Here is a 16,091-nt window from a genome sequence, read left to right on the forward strand (position 1 = left end):
TTTAGCCTTTGTGCCTTATTTCCTTCCTCAGGTCTCTTGTCATCGTCTCCTCATAAGTGTAAGGGCCTTTTTCAGGAATAATAGCTATGAGGTCATCTCTATCTATGTCCCTTAGCCATATTCCTATTCTGTCCACCGCATCTTTCCATGCAATTGACAAGTATTCGGGCAATTTCTTCTTCAGGCTCGGGTATCTCCTGAAGAGACTGTTTATCTCTGCTCTGGCTTCCTCTAAGCTTCTTATCCAGCTCAGCCCACCCTTTTCTTCACCAGCCTGAGTATATCTTCGGAGATTGTCCCATTTATACATGTATTCCAGAGTCCTTGCAAGCTGGCTTATGCAGGCGTTGAGGTCTGACCTTGCCATACCTTGTGCCTATCCTATTACCTCCACAGGCTCACATTCCATGCTGAAGGGCCTTGAACTTATGACTCTGACCTTTACGGTCTTTCCGAGAATCTCCTCAGAACCCGGTAGAGTAGCCCACCTGTTGGTTCTTGTTCTCCCTGTTAGTCTGCCATCCTCGTAGCCTTCAATAAGCACTTCCTGCTCTGTCCCCTCATAGGATTTTGCAATATCAGAAAGTATCCTTTTCTGAAGCTCCAGAAGCCTTGACATCCTCTGAGTTTTTATCTCATCGGATACCTGTCCTTTCATGGAGTATGCTGGAGTGTCAGGCCTTGGAGAGTATTTGAAGGAGAAAACCTGTTCAAACCTTACCTTTTCCAGCACATCAAGGGTCTCTTCAAAGTCCTCTTCAGTTTCTGTGGGAAATCCCACTATGATATCGGTGGAAAAGGTTATACCCTTTACATAATGCTTGAGCATGTCAATTTTTTCAAGGTATTCTTCCTTCGTGTAGCCTCTGTCCATGAGCTTGAGAATCCTTGTGGAGCCCGCCTGCACAGGCAGGTGTATGTGCTCGCACACCTGTGGGATTTCTCCCATGGCTCTTGCTATGTTTTCTTTCAGGTCTTTTGGATGTCCAGTGGTAAACCTTATTCTTTCAACGCCCGGCACCTCTGCCACCCTGTAGAGGAGCTCCTCAAAGGGAACTCCAAGGTCTTGACCCCAGGCGGTCACGTTCTGACCAAGAAGGTGAATTTCTTTCACTCCATCTTTCACCAAGGAGCTGACTTCTAAAAGAATGCTATCCAGACTCCTTGACCTCTGTCTTCCTCTTGTCTTTGGCACAACGCAGTAGGTGCAGTTCTTATCGCACCCCTTCATCACAGTCACATATGCACAGAACTGGTTATCTCTGACTGTATCATATTCCCAGAGCCTGTCCTCGTCCTCTGGGGGATTTTCCAGAATAGCTATGGCTCTGTATCCAGCCTGTGCCTGCTGGATGAGCTCTGGTAGCTGATGCATGTTGAAGCTGGAGAACATCAAGTCCACCACAGGAGCCTTCTGCACTAGCTCCTCCCCCATCCTCTGGGCAAGGCATCCGCACACGCCTATAAGAGCTTTTGGGTTTTTCTCCTTTATCTTCCTGTATTCTCCGAGGTGAGAGTAGACCTTCTGGTCTGGCTTTTCCCTTATGGTGCACGTGTTTATAAGGATTATGTCCGCATCTTCCCAGCTCAGGGCCGGCTCGTAGCCCATAGTCTGCAGGATACCTCTGAGCCTTTCCGAGTCGTTGAAGTTCATCTGGCATCCAAAGGTTTTTATAAAGTATTTCATGGTGTTAAAATTTAGTCCAATGGAAGAAAGAAAGCCAGAGGTGGTGGAAGAAAGCATCTGGGTTGCAGGTGAGGCTGTAAAGAAAGCTCCCAAGCTCTATGGAGTGCCCACGGGCGTTGAGGGGCTTGATGAGCTTTTCTTCACCTCAGAACTTCATGATGGAAAGCCTGTGAAGAAGCCCCTTGGGGGCATACCTGCCTACTCGGTCACCAACATAACAGGAGTCTCCGATACGGGAAAGAGCCTGATGGCAGAACAGTATACGGTAATGCAGGCAAGCAGAGGAGAGCCGGTAGCCTTCATAACTGTGGAGGCACCAGCGCATTTCACCATCGCTGGTATAAATGAAAGGGCAAAAGCCATGGGTATTGATTTTGAGCGGGTAGAAGACCGCATAATCCTCATAGATGCAGCAAGTCACAGCAGGCTCAGAGAAAACATTCCCGACCTTCTTGCCACACTTGCCCATGTGATAAAAACTTACAGGGTAAAGCATACGGTTATAGATTCTGTGACAGGACTTTATGAAGCCAGAGAGATGCAGGCAAGGGTTGTGGTGCGTCAGCTATTTAACTTTATGAAAAAGTGGTATCAGACTGCCCTCTTTATTTCTCAGAAAAGGAGCGGGCATGAGGAGCTTACCGCTGAGGCAGCTGGGGGCTACGCCATAAGCCACATAGTGGATTGCTCCATGGTGCTTTCCAAGGACATAGTCCTCTCGCAGGCACAGTCAAAACTTTACAGAAAGCCTATAGGAGAGATAGTCAGGTTCTTCCGCATAGATGGATGCAGGCTGTGTGGACACGATACCAGAACCCACTTTATGGAGATAACTGAGCTGGGGCTTGTCAAAATTGGACCCCCACTCAGTGGATGAGGCTAAAGGTCTGCTATTTTACACACAGGGGATACAGGTCCAAAAACGAAGATGCCCTGCTCATTGATGGGCTTGTCCTTCAGGAAGAGCTTATGGAAGAGGTTGAATGCATTTCTTTTTTTGGTGGTGGACTCTTTGCCGTGGCTGACGGACTTGGTGGACACAGAGGTGGGGAGTTGGCAAGTAAAATGCTTCTTGAAAGGCTTGCGGAAAGGAAACCGCAGAGCAGGGGCGAGCTTTTTGACACCCTGAGAACTGCGAGGGACAGGCTTGAAGACTTTGCAAGGGGGAGCCCTATCTACTATGGACTCGGCGCTGCAGTGGCCGGGCTAATAATTCTTGAAGAGAAGGCTCTTGTCTTCAACGTGGGGGACTGCAGAGTTTACGGTATTGAGGTGGACAGAGTCATCAGGCTCACACAGGACCATACAGAGGCAGAGGAGCTCGTCAAAGCTGGCTTCCTTGACCCTCGGAGAGCAAAGCACGACCCCAGAAGGAACTTTCTCACATCTGCTATAATAGGAAGCCCAGACTTTAAAGATTTTGAGGTTTTTACGAAGGAGGTGTATGATTACAGACACTATCTCATATGCTCAGATGGTGTCTGGGAGCCTCTGGAAGAAGAAGAGCTCCTGTTGCCACCAGACAACATGGTAGAAGCGCTTCTGCAGAAGGGTGGCGATGACAACATGAGCTTTATAAACATACGAGTGGAGGTATAAAATGGACTACCATGTGAAGGACCTGAGCCTTGCTGAGCTCGGGAAAAACAGGATTGAATGGGCGGAGAAAGATATGCCCGTTCTCAGGAGCATAAGGGAGAGCTTTTCAGAGGAAAAGCCCTTTAGGGGTGTCCGCATATCTGCCTGCCTTCATGTGACCACAGAGACCGCCAACCTCCTCATAACCCTCAGGGAAGGTGGAGCGGAAGTATATCTGACTGCCTCAAACCCACTTTCCACCCAGGATGATGTGGCCGCAGCTCTCGTGAAATTTTTTGACATCCCCGTCTTTGCCATAAAGGGGGAAGACACAGAAACCTATTACATGCACCTTCGGGAGGTTATAAGTAGAGAGCCTCACATAGTTATAGATGACGGTGCAGACCTTATATCCACCCTTCACAGAGAGTTTCCAGAGCTTTCAAAGAAGGTCTACGGAGGCATGGAGGAGACTACAACTGGTGTAATAAGGCTAAGAGCCATGGCTCAGCAGGGAGTGCTTGAGTTTCCCATAATAGCGGTAAACGATGCCTACACAAAGCACATGTTTGACAACCGCTATGGTACAGGACAGTCCACCATAGACGCCATAATGAGGGCAACCAACAGGCTGATCGCAGGTTCTTACTTTGTGGTGGCAGGCTACGGCTGGTGTGGGAAGGGGGTAGCCCAGAGGGCGAGGGGCATGGGTGCAACGGTCATAGTCTGCGAGGTGGACCCCATAAAAGCCCTTGAGGCAAAGATGGATGGCTTTCTGGTGATGCCCATGTCTGAAGCCTGCAGGCTGGGAGACTTTTTTGTAACTGTGACGGGCAACACCTCTGTAATAAGAGAAGAACACTTTGAAAAGATGAAGGACGGAGCCATAGTTTCCAACGCCGGACACTTTAACGTGGAAATAGACATACAGGCTCTGGAGGAGCTGAGCATGGGCAAGAGGGAAATAAGACCCTTTGTGGAAGAATACACTCTCAAGGACGGTAGAAGGGTATACCTTCTTGCCCAGGGCAGGCTTGTAAACCTTGCCAGTGCAGAGGGACATCCGGCGTCGGTCATGGACATGAGCTTTGCCAATCAGGCACTTTCTGCGGAGTATATCCTTAAAAACCACCAGAACCTTAACAGAGACGTTTACAGAGTCCCCGAAGAAATAGATAGAAAGGTGGCAGAGCTCAAGCTCAGGAGTATGGGCGTTGAGATAGACAGGCTGACAGAGGAGCAGGTCAGATACCTGTCCTCCTGGGAATTTGGCACTTAGTTTATAATATTGTCCTTTCAAAGGAGGTTTACTATGGCAAGCTGTTATGTTTGCGGAAAAACCACAAAGTTTGGTAAGAGTGTGACCTTCTCTGCGGAGCAGAACTCAAGAACCTTCAAGCCAAACCTTCAGAGGGTAAGAGTGGTGCTCCCGGATGGCTCTGTGAAGAGAGTCTACGTATGCGCCAAGTGCCTTAAGGCAGGTAAGGTCGTCAAAGCAGTTGTCGTCAGAGGCTGATGCCCATTAGATTTCTGACTGCAGGTGAATCACACGGTAGGGGGTTAGTCTGCATTCTTGAGGGCATCCCTGCCAATCTTTCCCTTTCTTCTGAATACATAAACAGAGAGCTTCAGAGAAGGCAGAGAGGCTATGGCAGGGGTGGGAGGATGAAGATAGAAAGCGACAGAGTTGAGTTTCTTTCAGGTCTGCGCTTTGGCAAAACTCTGGGAAGCCCAATATCTATGGTCATATGGAACAGGGACTGGGAAAACTGGTCTGAAAAGATGGCATACGAGGGTGAGCCTCCGGAGAGCGTGGTTCCTTTCACCAGACCCAGACCGGGGCATGCAGACCTTGTGGGGGGTATAAAATACAACCAGAGGGACCTCAGAAACATACTGGAAAGAGCCTCCGCAAGGGAAACTGCAGCAAGGGTTGCGGTGGGAGCGGTATGCAAGAGGTTTCTTGAGGAATTTGGCATAAAGATAGGAAGCTATGTGGTGTGCGTAGGGGGGCTAAAGCCGGAGATTAAAGAAGAAGAGCTTCTGAAGAGGCATGAGCTTGCGGAGAGCTCTGAGGTGCGTTTTCCAGACCCATCAAAGGATGAGGATTTCAGAAGGTTGATTGATAAGGCAAGAGAAAGGGGGGAGAGCCTCGGAGGCATCTTTGAGGTCTTTGCGGTGGGTGTGCCACCTGGCCTTGGAAGCCACGTACAGTGGGACAAGAGGCTTGACGGCAGAATAGCACAGGCTATGATGAGCATACAGGCTATAAAGGGTGTGGAAATAGGTGGTGGTTTTGAGCTGGCGGAGAGGTTTGGCTCTGAGGTTCACGATGAGATTGGTTGGTCAGAGGACAGAGGATACTTCCGGTATACCAACAACCTCGGCGGGACAGAAGGGGGAATAACGAACGGCATGCCCCTTGTGGTTCGCTGTGCCATGAAGCCCATACCAACCCTCACAAAACCTCTCAGGAGCGTGGACATAGGGACAAAGGAGGGGGTAAAGGCTGGAAAGGAAAGAAGCGACGTGGTGGCAGTTCCTGCCGCCTCCGTGGTGGGAGAAGCCATGCTTGCCATAGTGCTGGCGGATGCTCTCCTTGAAAAACTGGGTGGTGACTTCATGGAAGAGCTGAAGGAGAGGTTTGAGAGGTATCTCCAGCATGTCAAAAGTTTTTGAAGAGGTGGGAAGGGCTACGCTTCTTACCCTCTGGGGGCTGTACTTTATCTTCAGAAAACCTCCAAGGCTTAGACACTTCATAAAACAGCTTGCTTACCTTGCCTCTGAGACTGTGCCAGTAGTTGTTATAACTTCTCTCTTCTCTGGCGGCGTCATAGCCCTTCAGACCTACAGCACCTTTCATCGCTTTAACGCAGAGTTCCTAATAGGTGCGGTGGTTGCCATATCCATGGGAAGAGAGCTGGGACCTGTGCTCGCCTCTCTGATGGTGGTGGCAAGGGTGGGTTCTGCAATGACCGCCAACATAGGCACCATGAGAATTACCGAACAGATAGACGCCCTTGAGGTGATGGGTATAAACCCAAGGAGCTATCTTATCTCCCCGAGGCTCTTTGCCGGCATTGTGGGAGTTCCCATGCTGGTGGTAATTGCGGACCTTTCGGGTATATTCGGGGGGTGGTTTGTGGCGGTAAAGCTCTTTGGAGTGAACGAGTATCTCTTCTGGGAGAAGATGAAGGACCTGGCAGAGCTCTATGACTTTATAGGCGGTCTCTACAAGGCGGTCTTTTTTGGTTTTATCATCTCTGCAGTCAGTTGCTACTTTGGCTACTACACAAAGGGTGGCACAGAAGGTGTTGGAAGGGCAACCACAAACAGTGTGGTAACCTCTTCTATGCTGATACTTGTATCTGACTATTTTCTGACTGCCCTTATATTCTGAAGCCTGCAGATAGGGAGAGGCAGGTTTGCACTCACATAACCTTAAGAAGGGAAACACACTGAGAAGGGATTATTACGAGAGCAACTATTTTTCTCTACTCCTGTCAATCAGTAAATTCACCAGCATATTCATAAGTGTGTCAAACCTCTGGTTCAGGTGTCTTATTTCTGCCTTTAGCTCCTCGTAGTGTCTTTCTTCCTTCTCCTCAATCCTGTGGATTTGCGAAAGCAACTCGTCCCTTACGCTTATTATCAGAGTGAAAAGCTCCTGCTTGTCCTTTTCCTGCTTCTCCTCAAGGCGGAAAATGTGGCCAAGAAGCTCCTGCTTGTCCTTTTCCTGCTTCTCCAGTATTGCAGAAGTTCTTTCATCCACTATGTTGTAAATAAGTTCAAGAGTTATCTTCTTTACGGTGCTTTTTATCCACTCCATTGCTTATTCACCTCTTATAATTTTATTCCGTAAAGCTTGAGATGAAAAGCCTTGCTCTTTGGAAAGCAAACATAGAAAGCAGACTCAGAGAGCTTCTCAGACCCTTTGAACCTCTGATTTTTTACGAAGCCATGTCCTATTACCTCTTTCAGGAAGGGAAACGCATAAGACCCCTCTTCCTGTGTGCAGTCTGCGACGCACTCGGAGGAAACATAGAAGATGCCATTACCGTGGGCTGTGCTGTAGAGATGGTTCACAACTACTCCCTTATCCACGACGACCTTCCCGCTCTTGACAACGACAGCGTAAGAAGGGGTAAACCTACCTGTCATGTGGTTTTCGGTGAGGACCTTGCCATTCTGGCAGGAGATGCCCTTCTTACCCTTGCCTTTGAGGTGTTATCCAGAAAGGAAAATTTCTACAGCCTTGGGGAAGGTGAGCTTTTGCTCCTGGTCAGAGAGCTTGCAAAGGATTCGGGCTTTGAAGGTATGGTGGGCGGGCAGGTGATGGATATAAGAAAACTTTCCTCTCAGGAAGAGATAAGCCTCAAAAAAACTGCAAGACTCTTTTCTTTCTCTTTCAAGGCTGGTGGTGTAGTGGCAAAAAGGTCAGACCTTCTCCAGAAACTCCATGAGCTGGGGCTAAAGGTGGGATTGCTCTTTCAGATGGTGGATGACTGGAAGGATAAGGACGGTTTTTACTACCTGCACGGGGAAGCTCTGTGGGAAAGGATAGAGCTTCTGGGAGAGCAGTGCATACGTGTGGCTGAGCATGTGGGCGTGGAGACTGGAGAGTTTCTGAAACTCTTAGAGCTTGTTCTTGGCGGAGGGGGAGGGATTCGAACCCCCGGTGGGCTGTGAACCCACTGGTGATTTCAAATCACCCGCCTTCGTCCACTCGGCCACCCCTCCTGAAGGGATAAATATTATAGCTTTATCTTTCCTTCCTTCAACTCCCTTCTTAGCTGTCTCTCAAGGTCTCTCTGTCGGAGTTCCTCTCTCCTGTCGTAAGACTTTTTACCTCTGGCGAGGGCTATCTCCACCTTTGCCTTCCCATTCTTGAAGTAAATCCTGAGCGGTATAAGAGTATAGCCCTTTTCCTTTACCTTTCCCATAAGCCTGAGTATTTCCCTTTTGTGAAGCAGGAGTTTTCTGTTTCTCAGTGGGTCAGGGGGCTTTATGGTAGCGTAGCGATAAGGGGCTATGTAAAGGTTGTAGAGCCAGGCTTCTCCATCCTGAATCCTCACAAAACTGTCTTTAAAGGATACAGTCTGCCTGTTTCTCAGAGCCTTTACCTCAGGACCTTCAAGAACTATGCCGGCTTCGTAGGTTTCCAGTATTTCATACTCTGCCTTTGCCTCCTTATTATAGGCCACTGTAAGCTCTCCCCTTTGCTTTGCCATACTATCAGTTTAACATAGCCAGTATCTGGTGTCTGAGCACATGGGCTGGTCTGTAGTCTGGTGCTACCCTTACTGCGTTTTCCGCCTCCAGCAGGGCATCCTTAAACTGTCCCTTCATCAGATAAATCCTTGCAAGGTTCATATGGGGATACTGCCTTGGCTCATACCTTGGTGCGATTATGGCTCTTCTGAGCCACGGGATTGCCTCATCCAGCCTTCCCATAGCCATAAGGTATGAACCTATGTCGTTGTATGGATTTCCAAACTCCGGGTCTATCTCTATAGCCTTCAGGCACAGGTCTATGGCAGTCTCAAGTTCTCCAAGCATGCTGTAGGCCCAGCCCATGTAGGTGTATGCTTCTGCAGTAGGCTGAATATCTATGGACTGCTGATATAACTCGATTGCCTGCTGTATATTCCCGGCCATATGCTCCTGAAGAGCCTTCTCTAAAAGCTCCTTTGCGTCCCTGCTTATTTCCCTCATGGTAGAATTAAATATAGGCCTGTTAAAAAATTTGACAAGACAGGACTAAAATCACTCCCATTCCCTTTCTCTCAGAGAACTCTGGAGGTTTCTGGGTATCTCTACCCTCAGACCAAAGAGCAGTTTGAGCTGAAGGGCATTGAGCACCGCCTGAGCCCTTACTGTGTTGTTGAAGAAGATATAGGTGTCCCTTTCCCCCAGTTTTTTAACCTTTTCCTTTATCTTCTTAAGCTCATCAAGGGAATAGGTGTAGTCGTATAGATGTTCAGGGTCTCTCCCGTGAAGTCTCACGTAGTTTATGGCACCCACACCAACCCATGGACCCACCAGAAACCTGCCTCCCTTCGGTGCGTCAGAGTTAACCAGAGAAAATCCAAGCTCTTCAACAAGTTGGTAAAAGTCCGCTTTTCTAAAGCTCCTGTTTCTGACCTCAAGGACCTTCTGCACACCTCTGAAATCTTCCGAAAGCCTTCTCAGGTAATGAAGATTCTCCTCTCTATAGCCAAAGCTTTCTGGGAACTGAAAGAGAATGGCTATGAACCTGTCTTCTTCAAAGATAGGCTCTATGGCGTGGAGAAACTTCTTAACGTCATCCTGAGTGTAGTTTTTAAAATGGGTAAAGCTTCTGTGGGCCTTGAAGGCAAACCTGAGGCTTGATGTTCTTGAAAGCATACTTCTTACCGTTCCCCTGCTGGGGAAGGCATAGAAGGATGAGTTTATCTCAACCACTTCAAAATACTGGGCGTAAAACCTTATGTAATCCTCCCTTTTTAAAAGGGGAGGGTAGAACCCTCCCACCCAGTCTCTGTAAAAAAAGCCACTACAGCCTATGTATACCCTCAAGGAATGAACTTGGACTTGAAGTCCTTAAGGGCTTCCTCTATTTTTGCCTTGAGCTGGTCATCAAGAGCTTTCTTTTCCCTTATCTCCTTGAGAAGCTCTGCTCTCTCTCTGTCAAGGTAGGTGTATAGCTCCTTTTCAAACTTTCTTACAGATTCGACCGGAAGGTCATCAAGGTATCCGTTGGTGCCTGCGTATATGGCTATTATCTGCTTTTCTACGGGTATGGGGCTGTAGGGCTCCTGTTTGAGAAGCTCCACAAGCCTGAGACCTCTGTTTATGGTCTGCTGGGTTGCCTTGTCAAGCTCTGAGGCGAATTGAACGAAAGCCTCAAGCTCTCTAAACTGAGCGAGGTCAAGTCTGAGTGTTCCGGCCACCTGCTTCATCGCCTTTATCTGAGCTGCACCTCCAACCCTTGAAACAGAAAGACCCACGTTTATGGCAGGTCTTATGCCCTTGTTAAAGAGGTCTGGCTCAAGGTAAATCTGACCGTCTGTTATGGATATGACGTTGGTGGGAATGTATGCTGCCACGTCGCCAGCCTTTGTCTCTATAACTGGAAGGGCAGTAAGAGAACCAGCACCCATCTCGTCGTTGAGCTTGGCAGCACGCTCTAAAAGCCTTGAATGCAGGTAGAAGACGTCTCCCGGATATGCCTCCCTTCCAGGTGGCCTTCTCATCAGGAGAGAGAGCTGTCTGTATGCCTCTGCGTGCTTGGAAAGGTCATCGTAGATGATTAGGGCATGCTTGCCGTTGTCCCTGAAATACTCCCCAATGGTGCATCCCACAAAGGGAGCAAGGTATTGAAGTGAAGCTGGGTCTGTGGCGGATGCCACTACCACGCATGTGTATTCCATGGCACCACTTCTCTCAAGAAGCTCTATGATTCTTGCTGTAGTTGACCTTTTCTGACCAATTGCCACATATATGCAGTAGACGTCCGTGTCCTTCTGGTTAAGTATGGTGTCTATACATATGGTTGTTCTTCCCGTTGACCTGTCGCCAATGATGAGCTCCCTCTGACCCCTTCCTATGGGTATCATGGCGTCTATTGCCTTTATGCCCGTCTGGAGTGGCTCATGAACGGACTTTCTCTTTACAACTCCCGGGGCTATCTTCTCCACAGGAGAGCGGTATTCATACTTTATAGGTCCCTTACCATCAAGGGGATTTCCTAGAGGGTCAATAACTCTACCTATGAGCCCCTCGCCCACCGGAGCATCAAGTATCCTCCCCGTTCTTCTAACTATAGAACCTTCCCTTATACCGCTCTCGCTACCAAGGACTATGATACCCACGTTGTCCTCTTCAAGGTTAAAGGCCAGGCCCATGGTTCCGCCTTCAAACTCCACAAGCTCGTTAGCCATAACATTGTCAAGTCCGTAAGCCCTCGCCACACCATCACCCACGTAGTAAACAACACCAACCTCTTCCATCTTTGCCGATGCTTCAAAACCCTTTATCTGTTCCTTCAGGAGCCCAAGAGCTTCTTCGTAGGTTATGGTTGCCATAACAAACCTCCTTATGGTTTTGGAAGTATTTTACTACAATTTTCACAGAAAAACCTGCTCTTAGCGTCAACCTCCCACAGACTATTGGAAAAGCTCATGACACATTTCCTGTCCTTACAGTGCATCAGACCAAAGGTATGACCGAGCTCGTGGTTTACCTCTTTAAAGACCCTATCAAAGAAGAGTCTTTCTTCCTTGCTCTGAAGTCTAAAGGTGTTCACCAGAGCACAACTTCCTCCCAGCTGGGCAAGGCCAAATATAAAGTTCAGTCCCTCTTCATACACGTCAAAGGGGATAAGGGCTATAAGCTTTAGCATATCACGATAATAAACCCTTGATAAAAAACCCAGAAGTGTGCCACCGTGATACTGTCCCCTCTGAGGATTGTAGCCAAGCCTCGGTGGGATTGTAAGGTGAGAAAAGCGGACTTCGAAGCCGAACACTTCTCTTATGTTCTTCGCAACTGCCAGTATGAGCCTCTTTTCAACGCCGAAGCCGGCAAGATATATATACCTACCTCCTTGCACTTCTGTATTCCCTCACTCTTCTGTTGTGTTCCTGAAGGGTTCTGCTGAAATGGTGTCCACCCAAGCCGTCGGCCACAAAGTATAGGTAATCAACCCTTTCGGGTTCAAGAGCAGCCTTCAGAGATTCAAGCCCGGGGTTGCATATGGGTGAGGGCGGAAGACCAAAGTAAACATAGGTGTTGTAAGCATCTTCAATCTTCAGGTCCTTCAGCGTCAGACGCCCGTTCCAGAGGTTTCTCCTTTTGAGTGCATAAATTACGGTAGGGTCTATCTGTAGCTTCATGCCTTTTTTCAGTCTGTTGTGTATTACTGCAGATACGAGGGGTCTCTCCTCTGGTTTTGCGGTTTCCTTCTCTATCATGGAGGCTATTGCCACCCACTCTTCAAGTGTTAAACCTCTTTCTGAGAGCCTTTCCCTCAATCCTTCTGTTTTCTTAAGAAAGTTTTTATGCATAACTTCTATTACCCTGAGCGGGTGTGTATTTTTTGAGAAAAAATAGGTATCAGGAAATAAAAAACCCTCCATGGTGCCAGCCTTTAATCCATATTTTCTTGCAACCTCCTCAGACATGGCGTATTTTAAGAAGTCTTCTGAGGCGCATATGCGGTTTTCTTCAAGAAGCTCTGCTATGTCGTAGAGGTCAGACCCTTCTGGCACAGTTATCCTGTAGACCTTTTTAAGACCTTTGCTGAGCTTCTCGTATATATCCCATGGAAAGACAAGCCCCCTAAACTCGTATTCCCCAGCTTCAAGCCTTTTTTTGTAGATACCGTGCAAAAGAAGGAAAGACAGGGGGTTTCTCAAAAGACCCTCTCTGTAGAACTGAAGGGCTATGTCCGTTGTTGAAGTGCCGTAGGCTATCTCCACGGTCTTTTCCTCCGTCTTCACTGGCAGAAGGGAGTAAAGGACAAAAAGGGCCACCATAAGGACCGGGAAGAAAAATTTCAGGTATCTCATAGGCTTTCCATATACTCTAAAAGTATGACGTAAGCAGACAGACTGTCTTTTATTTTCTTTTTCTTTTCAGGCCTGAAGCCCTCCATCATCCTGTAAGCCTCTTTTGTGGTGTATCTTTCGTCCCAGAGTATCACCTCCACACCTGCCGGTAGCAGGCTTTTCAATTTCTCTGAGAATTCTCTTGCCTCCCCCGCTCTCTGTCCTTCCTTTCCCAGAGGTGTGAGGGGAAGGCCTACGAGAATAAGATATACGCCGTGTTCCTTTACCTTGCTGACAATTGACTGAAGGGTTTTTTCACCTTTGTTTTCTATGCTCTCTAAGGGTAAGGCTATACCCAGCCCTGTATCACCAAGAGCAAGACCTATTCTTTTACTGCCATAATCTATGGCAAGAACCTTCAACCTGTCTTTATGCCCACCACCCTGTAAAGGGGGCAGAAGCCTATGACAGAAGTTCCTATGAACACTATCCCCAGTATACCCAGTATCCACCAGGCGCCACCCTTAGTAAAGGCAAGATACAGAAACACAAGCCCCAGCACTATCCTAATGGCCCTATCCCATGTTGCCATGTTCTTTTCCATGGTTTGCACCTCCTTGGCTGTATATTTTAACCCAATCAGTAAAATAATAGGCTATGAAGGGTCCTGTGGCAATGCTGACGGACTTTGGCCTTAAAGATGGCTTTGTGGGAGCCATGAAGGGGGTAATATTGAGTATAAACCCCGAGGTTCAGCTCGTTGACCTGAGCCATCAGGTAGAGCCTTTTAACATACTCCACGGTGCCCTGCTTCTGAAAGCTCACTTTTCCTACTTTCCGGCTGGGACGATTTTTCTGTGTGTTGTAGACCCGGGCGTCGGCTCTGAGAGGCTTCCCCTTGTGGTTGTGTCTGGGAGCTATACCTTTGTTGGACCATACAACGGGCTTTTTGACCTGGCCCTCAGAAGCATAGGGGAAACACCAAGGGCTTTCAGGATTGAGAAGTTCACCCTTCCAAGGATAAACGAGACCTTTCACGGTAGAGATGTGTTTGCACCAGTGGCTGCTTGGCTAAGCAGAGGCGTAGCTCCAGAAGAGGTGGGAAGCCCTACAGATTACAGGTTTAAACTGCAGTGGCAAGAACCCGAGGACAGAGGGGATGAAATCCTCGGAAGTATAGTTTATTTTGACAGCTTTGGCAACGCTATAACCAACATTCCCTGCGGCAGGTATGTGGAGGGCTACTTCAGGGGCGAGAGGTTAAGGGTGGTTTCTTACTTCCTTGAGGCTGAGATGGGAAAACCCGCCTTAGTATGCGGTAGCTTTCGCCTCATGGAGATATTCTTGCCTATGGATAATCTCAGGGAAAGGCTTGGGGTTCACACTGGTGAGGAGGTAATGTTGAAAAAACTCTGAATTTTTCCGATAATATACTCATGATTGACAGGGTAGAGATTCAGAGAATACTTGGCAATGTAACGGAGCTTGAGGAGAGGAAAAAGAGGCAGGTTCAGGAGAAAGAGGAAAACAATCAGGGCATCAGCGTTGAAATATCTCAGAGGCTTACTGGTGGTGAAGCGGTGAACTACGAAGACCTGAGCAAAAAAGTGGAAAGTATAAGGTCTCAGCTGCAGAAGAATGCCTACGAAGTCTCTCCAGAAAAGATACTGCAGGGTCTTGAAAAGTTCCTTTCCTCTAAATAGCCCTCAGGAGCTCCATTGTATATGGATGTTTTGGATTGTCAAAGATGTTCCAGACATCTCCTTCCTCCACCACAACACCGTCCTTTAACACCATAACCCTGTCTGCCACTTCTGCCACAACGCCAAAATCGTGAGTTACCAGTATTACACTCCTGCCCTCCTCCTTCATATCCCTGAAAAGCCTGAGTATTCTGCTCTGCACTGAAACATCAAGGGCAGTGGTTGGCTCATCAGCAAGCACAAGCTCGGGGTTGCAAAGGGTGGCTATGGCTATGCACACCCTCTGCTTTAGCCCTCCAGAGAGATGATGTGGATAGCTCTGGTATACTCTTTCTGCATCTTTTATACCAGCCTTTCTGAGGGCTTCAAGGGCTTTCTCTTTTGCACCCCACTTTCCAAAGTGGGCTACATAGGCCTCCTCCACCTGAAGCCCCACCTTAAAGAGTGGGTCAAGGTAAACGGAGGGCTCCTGAAAGACTATGGATATGTGTCTTCCTCTTATCCTTCTGTATTCCCTCTCGGACAGTCCTAGGAGCTCCTTTCCTCTGAATTTTATTGAACCCTGGAGCCTGGCCCCCTCTGGTAGAAGTCCCATTATAGAATAGAGTATGGTGGTTTTCCCAGACCCAGATTCACCTACAATACACAGCACTTCCCCCTCCTTAACTTCAAAGCTGATACCCTTCAGAACATGATTCTCCCCATACCACAGGTTCAGATTTTTTACTTCAAGCATTTATCAGCCTTTCAAAGACGGGTTTTATCCTGTCGTAGAGCTCGTAAAGGTCCTGAGATATAACCTTTACTCCACCCACAGAAGCCATAAAGTTGGTATCACCGCTCCATCTGGGAACTATGTGCAGGTGTATGTGAGTTTCCAGCCCTGCGCCTCCAGCCCTTCCCAGATTGTAGCCTACGTTAAAGCCCTGAGGCTTTATCACCTCCCTGAGTGCCATAAGGCATACTCTGGTAAGCCTGTGAATCTCAAGAGATGTATCCTCATCGAGAAGCAGGTAATCACCTATATGCTCAATAGGTGCTATCATGAGATGCCCCGCGTTATAGGGATACTTGTTGAATATAACAAAGGACCGGGTGCCCCTATATAGCACAAGGTAGTCTCTCAGCTTTTCTTCCTTCTGTGAGGCTGCCTGACATAGGAAGCATCCCTCCTGCTCATCCACCTTTTCCACATAGTGGCTTCTCCAGGGAGCCCAGAGTATTTTCATAGCCTCAGAAGTCTCCTTATTGCCCTTTCCACATCCTCTTCCTCTGGAGTGTAGTCGTGCCTATCCAGCTCCATGGTGTCCCTGAAGTAGAGAACTGCAGGAAAGCTGAAGACGCCAAGGTCTTCCGCGCTTGTGTGCTTGCTCACGTCAAGCCAGTAAAAGTTTATCTTATCCCCGTAAAGCTTCTGAAACTTTAAAAGTCTTTCGTAAAAGGCCTGATTCTGCGGATTATCTGGCACTGTAAGAAGCACCACCGCAGGTTTTTCTCCCGCCATTGCCTTTTCATAGAAATCTCTGTCTGTGAGCTCCTCAAAGCCTTCAAACATGTCAACCTCCTGATAGGTTTATTATAGACCATATAACT

23 protein-coding genes and 1 tRNA gene are annotated in these 16,091 nt (G+C 48.1%); 9 read left to right on the forward strand and 15 right to left on the reverse strand.

All coding sequences use genetic code 11. The features are described from left to right. Position 1: 1 nt before the first annotated feature. Positions 2 to 367: a DUF29 family protein gene (locus tag ACKRDP_RS07855; protein WP_409154209.1), complete on the reverse strand. Its 366-nt coding sequence runs from the start codon at positions 365 to 367 to the stop codon at positions 2 to 4. A gap of 9 nt (positions 368 to 376) precedes the next feature. Beyond that, complete coding sequence (gene miaB, locus ACKRDP_RS07860; protein WP_409154210.1) at positions 377 to 1,687, reverse strand: tRNA (N6-isopentenyl adenosine(37)-C2)-methylthiotransferase MiaB; 1,311 nt, start codon at positions 1,685 to 1,687, stop codon at positions 377 to 379. 19 nt (positions 1,688 to 1,706) lie between these two features. Here miaB and ACKRDP_RS07865 point away from each other — a divergent pair, with 19 nt between their 5' ends. From ACKRDP_RS07865 to ACKRDP_RS07890, 6 genes are read left to right on the forward strand one after another with little or no spacing between them, the layout of a single operon-like run. Next, positions 1,707 to 2,564, forward strand: coding sequence for a KaiC domain-containing protein (locus tag ACKRDP_RS07865; RefSeq protein ID WP_409154211.1), 858 nt, complete (start codon positions 1,707 to 1,709; stop codon positions 2,562 to 2,564). After that, complete coding sequence (locus ACKRDP_RS07870; RefSeq protein ID WP_409154212.1) at positions 2,561 to 3,286, forward strand: PP2C family protein-serine/threonine phosphatase; 726 nt, start codon at positions 2,561 to 2,563, stop codon at positions 3,284 to 3,286. Before ACKRDP_RS07865 ends, ACKRDP_RS07870 begins: the two co-directional genes overlap by 4 nt. A gap of 1 nt (position 3,287) precedes the next feature. Next, positions 3,288 to 4,544 (forward strand): adenosylhomocysteinase, encoded by a 1,257-nt coding sequence (gene ahcY / locus ACKRDP_RS07875; protein WP_409154213.1) that lies wholly within the window; start codon positions 3,288 to 3,290, stop codon positions 4,542 to 4,544. Between the two features lie 33 nt (positions 4,545 to 4,577). Further along, positions 4,578 to 4,781: a 50S ribosomal protein L28 gene (gene rpmB, locus ACKRDP_RS07880; protein WP_409154214.1), complete on the forward strand. Its 204-nt coding sequence runs from the start codon at positions 4,578 to 4,580 to the stop codon at positions 4,779 to 4,781. Further along, a complete protein-coding gene (gene aroC, locus ACKRDP_RS07885) occupies positions 4,781 to 5,944 on the forward strand; it encodes a chorismate synthase (protein WP_409154215.1) in 1,164 nt (387 codons plus the stop codon). The genes rpmB and aroC overlap by 1 nt, the downstream gene beginning before the upstream one ends. Next, a complete protein-coding gene (locus ACKRDP_RS07890) occupies positions 5,928 to 6,665 on the forward strand; it encodes an MlaE family lipid ABC transporter permease subunit (protein WP_409154216.1) in 738 nt (245 codons plus the stop codon). Before aroC ends, ACKRDP_RS07890 begins: the two co-directional genes overlap by 17 nt. Positions 6,666 to 6,749: 84 nt before the next feature. On the opposite strand, the gene ACKRDP_RS07895 is transcribed toward ACKRDP_RS07890, so the two are convergent. Then, positions 6,750 to 7,094, reverse strand: coding sequence for a hypothetical protein (locus ACKRDP_RS07895; RefSeq protein WP_409154217.1), 345 nt, complete (start codon positions 7,092 to 7,094; stop codon positions 6,750 to 6,752). A 41-nt stretch (positions 7,095 to 7,135) separates the two neighbouring features. Here ACKRDP_RS07895 and ACKRDP_RS07900 point away from each other — a divergent pair, with 41 nt between their 5' ends. Then, on the forward strand, positions 7,136 to 7,954 hold the full coding sequence (locus ACKRDP_RS07900; protein ID WP_409154218.1) for a polyprenyl synthetase family protein: 819 nt from the start codon (positions 7,136 to 7,138) through the stop codon (positions 7,952 to 7,954). Here the strand turns inward: ACKRDP_RS07900 and ACKRDP_RS07905 are convergent. The 9 genes from ACKRDP_RS07905 to ACKRDP_RS07945 form a co-directional block, all read right to left on the reverse strand. After that, positions 7,915 to 8,005: transfer RNA gene (locus ACKRDP_RS07905), tRNA-Ser, on the reverse strand. The two genes, ACKRDP_RS07900 and ACKRDP_RS07905, sit on opposite strands and share 40 nt — an antisense overlap. A 14-nt stretch (positions 8,006 to 8,019) precedes the next feature. Next, the gene (smpB, locus tag ACKRDP_RS07910; RefSeq protein WP_409154219.1) at positions 8,020 to 8,496 is read right to left on the reverse strand and encodes an SsrA-binding protein SmpB; all 477 of its coding nucleotides are present in this window, start codon (positions 8,494 to 8,496) and stop codon (positions 8,020 to 8,022) included. A gap of 4 nt (positions 8,497 to 8,500) precedes the next feature. Then, a complete protein-coding gene (locus tag ACKRDP_RS07915) occupies positions 8,501 to 8,980 on the reverse strand; it encodes a tetratricopeptide repeat protein (RefSeq protein ID WP_409154220.1) in 480 nt (159 codons plus the stop codon). 51 nt (positions 8,981 to 9,031) lie between these two features. Then, positions 9,032 to 9,823 (reverse strand): DUF72 domain-containing protein, encoded by a 792-nt coding sequence (locus ACKRDP_RS07920; protein WP_409154221.1) that lies wholly within the window; start codon positions 9,821 to 9,823, stop codon positions 9,032 to 9,034. After that, positions 9,820 to 11,331, reverse strand: coding sequence for a F0F1 ATP synthase subunit alpha (atpA, locus tag ACKRDP_RS07925; RefSeq protein ID WP_409154222.1), 1,512 nt, complete (start codon positions 11,329 to 11,331; stop codon positions 9,820 to 9,822). The genes ACKRDP_RS07920 and atpA overlap by 4 nt, the downstream gene beginning before the upstream one ends. Positions 11,332 to 11,342: 11 nt before the next feature. Then, positions 11,343 to 11,858, reverse strand: a complete 516-nt coding sequence (locus ACKRDP_RS07930) for an archaemetzincin family Zn-dependent metalloprotease (protein ID WP_409154223.1) — start codon at positions 11,856 to 11,858, stop codon at positions 11,343 to 11,345. Further along, positions 11,845 to 12,816, reverse strand: coding sequence for an endolytic transglycosylase MltG (gene mltG, locus ACKRDP_RS07935; RefSeq protein WP_409154224.1), 972 nt, complete (start codon positions 12,814 to 12,816; stop codon positions 11,845 to 11,847). Before mltG ends, ACKRDP_RS07930 begins: the two co-directional genes overlap by 14 nt. After that, complete coding sequence (gene ruvX, locus ACKRDP_RS07940) at positions 12,813 to 13,217, reverse strand: Holliday junction resolvase RuvX (RefSeq protein ID WP_409154225.1); 405 nt, start codon at positions 13,215 to 13,217, stop codon at positions 12,813 to 12,815. The genes mltG and ruvX overlap by 4 nt, the downstream gene beginning before the upstream one ends. Further along, complete coding sequence (locus tag ACKRDP_RS07945; protein ID WP_409154226.1) at positions 13,214 to 13,399, reverse strand: YgaP family membrane protein; 186 nt, start codon at positions 13,397 to 13,399, stop codon at positions 13,214 to 13,216. Before ACKRDP_RS07945 ends, ruvX begins: the two co-directional genes overlap by 4 nt. A 71-nt stretch (positions 13,400 to 13,470) precedes the next feature. Between ACKRDP_RS07945 and ACKRDP_RS07950 the strand changes: the two genes are divergently transcribed. Together ACKRDP_RS07950 and ACKRDP_RS07955 are read left to right on the forward strand one after the other, a co-directional pair. Further along, positions 13,471 to 14,211 (forward strand): SAM hydrolase/SAM-dependent halogenase family protein, encoded by a 741-nt coding sequence (locus ACKRDP_RS07950; RefSeq protein ID WP_409154266.1) that lies wholly within the window; start codon positions 13,471 to 13,473, stop codon positions 14,209 to 14,211. A gap of 20 nt (positions 14,212 to 14,231) precedes the next feature. Further along, a complete protein-coding gene (locus ACKRDP_RS07955; protein WP_409154227.1) occupies positions 14,232 to 14,498 on the forward strand; it encodes a hypothetical protein in 267 nt (88 codons plus the stop codon). Here the strand turns inward: ACKRDP_RS07955 and ACKRDP_RS07960 are convergent. Genes ACKRDP_RS07960 through ACKRDP_RS07970 form a run of 3 tightly spaced genes read right to left on the reverse strand, consistent with a single transcriptional unit; the run spans position 14,491 to position 16,053 of the window. Continuing rightward, on the reverse strand, positions 14,491 to 15,234 hold the full coding sequence (locus ACKRDP_RS07960) for an ABC transporter ATP-binding protein (protein WP_409154228.1): 744 nt from the start codon (positions 15,232 to 15,234) through the stop codon (positions 14,491 to 14,493). The two genes, ACKRDP_RS07955 and ACKRDP_RS07960, sit on opposite strands and share 8 nt — an antisense overlap. Next, positions 15,227 to 15,727, reverse strand: coding sequence for an HIT family protein (locus ACKRDP_RS07965; RefSeq protein WP_409154229.1), 501 nt, complete (start codon positions 15,725 to 15,727; stop codon positions 15,227 to 15,229). Before ACKRDP_RS07965 ends, ACKRDP_RS07960 begins: the two co-directional genes overlap by 8 nt. After that, complete coding sequence (locus ACKRDP_RS07970; protein WP_409154230.1) at positions 15,724 to 16,053, reverse strand: thioredoxin domain-containing protein; 330 nt, start codon at positions 16,051 to 16,053, stop codon at positions 15,724 to 15,726. Before ACKRDP_RS07970 ends, ACKRDP_RS07965 begins: the two co-directional genes overlap by 4 nt. Positions 16,054 to 16,091 lie beyond the last annotated feature (38 nt).

It is taken from the genome of Pampinifervens navoyensis, assembly GCF_046159715.1.
Lineage (GTDB): Bacteria > Aquificota > Aquificia > Aquificales > Aquificaceae > Pampinifervens.

What these genes read in the sequence shown, in the direction of transcription:
- ACKRDP_RS07855 (WP_409154209.1), bottom strand. Translation starts at nt 367, where the DNA reads ATGGCAAGGTCAGACCTCAACGCCTGCATAAGCCAGCTTGCAAGGACT.
- miaB (WP_409154210.1), bottom strand. Translation starts at nt 1,687, where the DNA reads ATGAAATACTTTATAAAAACCTTTGGATGCCAGATGAACTTCAACGAC.
- ACKRDP_RS07865 (WP_409154211.1), top strand. Translation starts at nt 1,707, where the DNA reads ATGGAAGAAAGAAAGCCAGAGGTGGTGGAAGAAAGCATCTGGGTTGCA.
- ACKRDP_RS07870 (WP_409154212.1), top strand. Translation starts at nt 2,561, where the DNA reads ATGAGGCTAAAGGTCTGCTATTTTACACACAGGGGATACAGGTCCAAA.
- ahcY (WP_409154213.1), top strand. Translation starts at nt 3,288, where the DNA reads ATGGACTACCATGTGAAGGACCTGAGCCTTGCTGAGCTCGGGAAAAAC.
- rpmB (WP_409154214.1), top strand. Translation starts at nt 4,578, where the DNA reads ATGGCAAGCTGTTATGTTTGCGGAAAAACCACAAAGTTTGGTAAGAGT.
- aroC (WP_409154215.1), top strand. Translation starts at nt 4,781, where the DNA reads ATGCCCATTAGATTTCTGACTGCAGGTGAATCACACGGTAGGGGGTTA.
- ACKRDP_RS07890 (WP_409154216.1), top strand. Translation starts at nt 5,928, where the DNA reads ATGTCAAAAGTTTTTGAAGAGGTGGGAAGGGCTACGCTTCTTACCCTC.
- ACKRDP_RS07895 (WP_409154217.1), bottom strand. Translation starts at nt 7,094, where the DNA reads ATGGAGTGGATAAAAAGCACCGTAAAGAAGATAACTCTTGAACTTATT.
- ACKRDP_RS07900 (WP_409154218.1), top strand. Translation starts at nt 7,136, where the DNA reads ATGAAAAGCCTTGCTCTTTGGAAAGCAAACATAGAAAGCAGACTCAGA.
- smpB (WP_409154219.1), bottom strand. Translation starts at nt 8,496, where the DNA reads ATGGCAAAGCAAAGGGGAGAGCTTACAGTGGCCTATAATAAGGAGGCA.
- ACKRDP_RS07915 (WP_409154220.1), bottom strand. Translation starts at nt 8,980, where the DNA reads ATGAGGGAAATAAGCAGGGACGCAAAGGAGCTTTTAGAGAAGGCTCTT.
- atpA (WP_409154222.1), bottom strand. Translation starts at nt 11,331, where the DNA reads ATGGCAACCATAACCTACGAAGAAGCTCTTGGGCTCCTGAAGGAACAG.
- mltG (WP_409154224.1), bottom strand. Translation starts at nt 12,816, where the DNA reads ATGAGATACCTGAAATTTTTCTTCCCGGTCCTTATGGTGGCCCTTTTT.
- ACKRDP_RS07945 (WP_409154226.1), bottom strand. Translation starts at nt 13,399, where the DNA reads ATGGAAAAGAACATGGCAACATGGGATAGGGCCATTAGGATAGTGCTG.
- ACKRDP_RS07950 (WP_409154266.1), top strand. Translation starts at nt 13,471, where the DNA reads ATGCTGACGGACTTTGGCCTTAAAGATGGCTTTGTGGGAGCCATGAAG.
- ACKRDP_RS07955 (WP_409154227.1), top strand. Translation starts at nt 14,232, where the DNA reads ATGATTGACAGGGTAGAGATTCAGAGAATACTTGGCAATGTAACGGAG.
- ACKRDP_RS07960 (WP_409154228.1), bottom strand. Translation starts at nt 15,234, where the DNA reads ATGCTTGAAGTAAAAAATCTGAACCTGTGGTATGGGGAGAATCATGTT.
- ACKRDP_RS07965 (WP_409154229.1), bottom strand. Translation starts at nt 15,727, where the DNA reads ATGAAAATACTCTGGGCTCCCTGGAGAAGCCACTATGTGGAAAAGGTG.
- ACKRDP_RS07970 (WP_409154230.1), bottom strand. Translation starts at nt 16,053, where the DNA reads ATGTTTGAAGGCTTTGAGGAGCTCACAGACAGAGATTTCTATGAAAAG.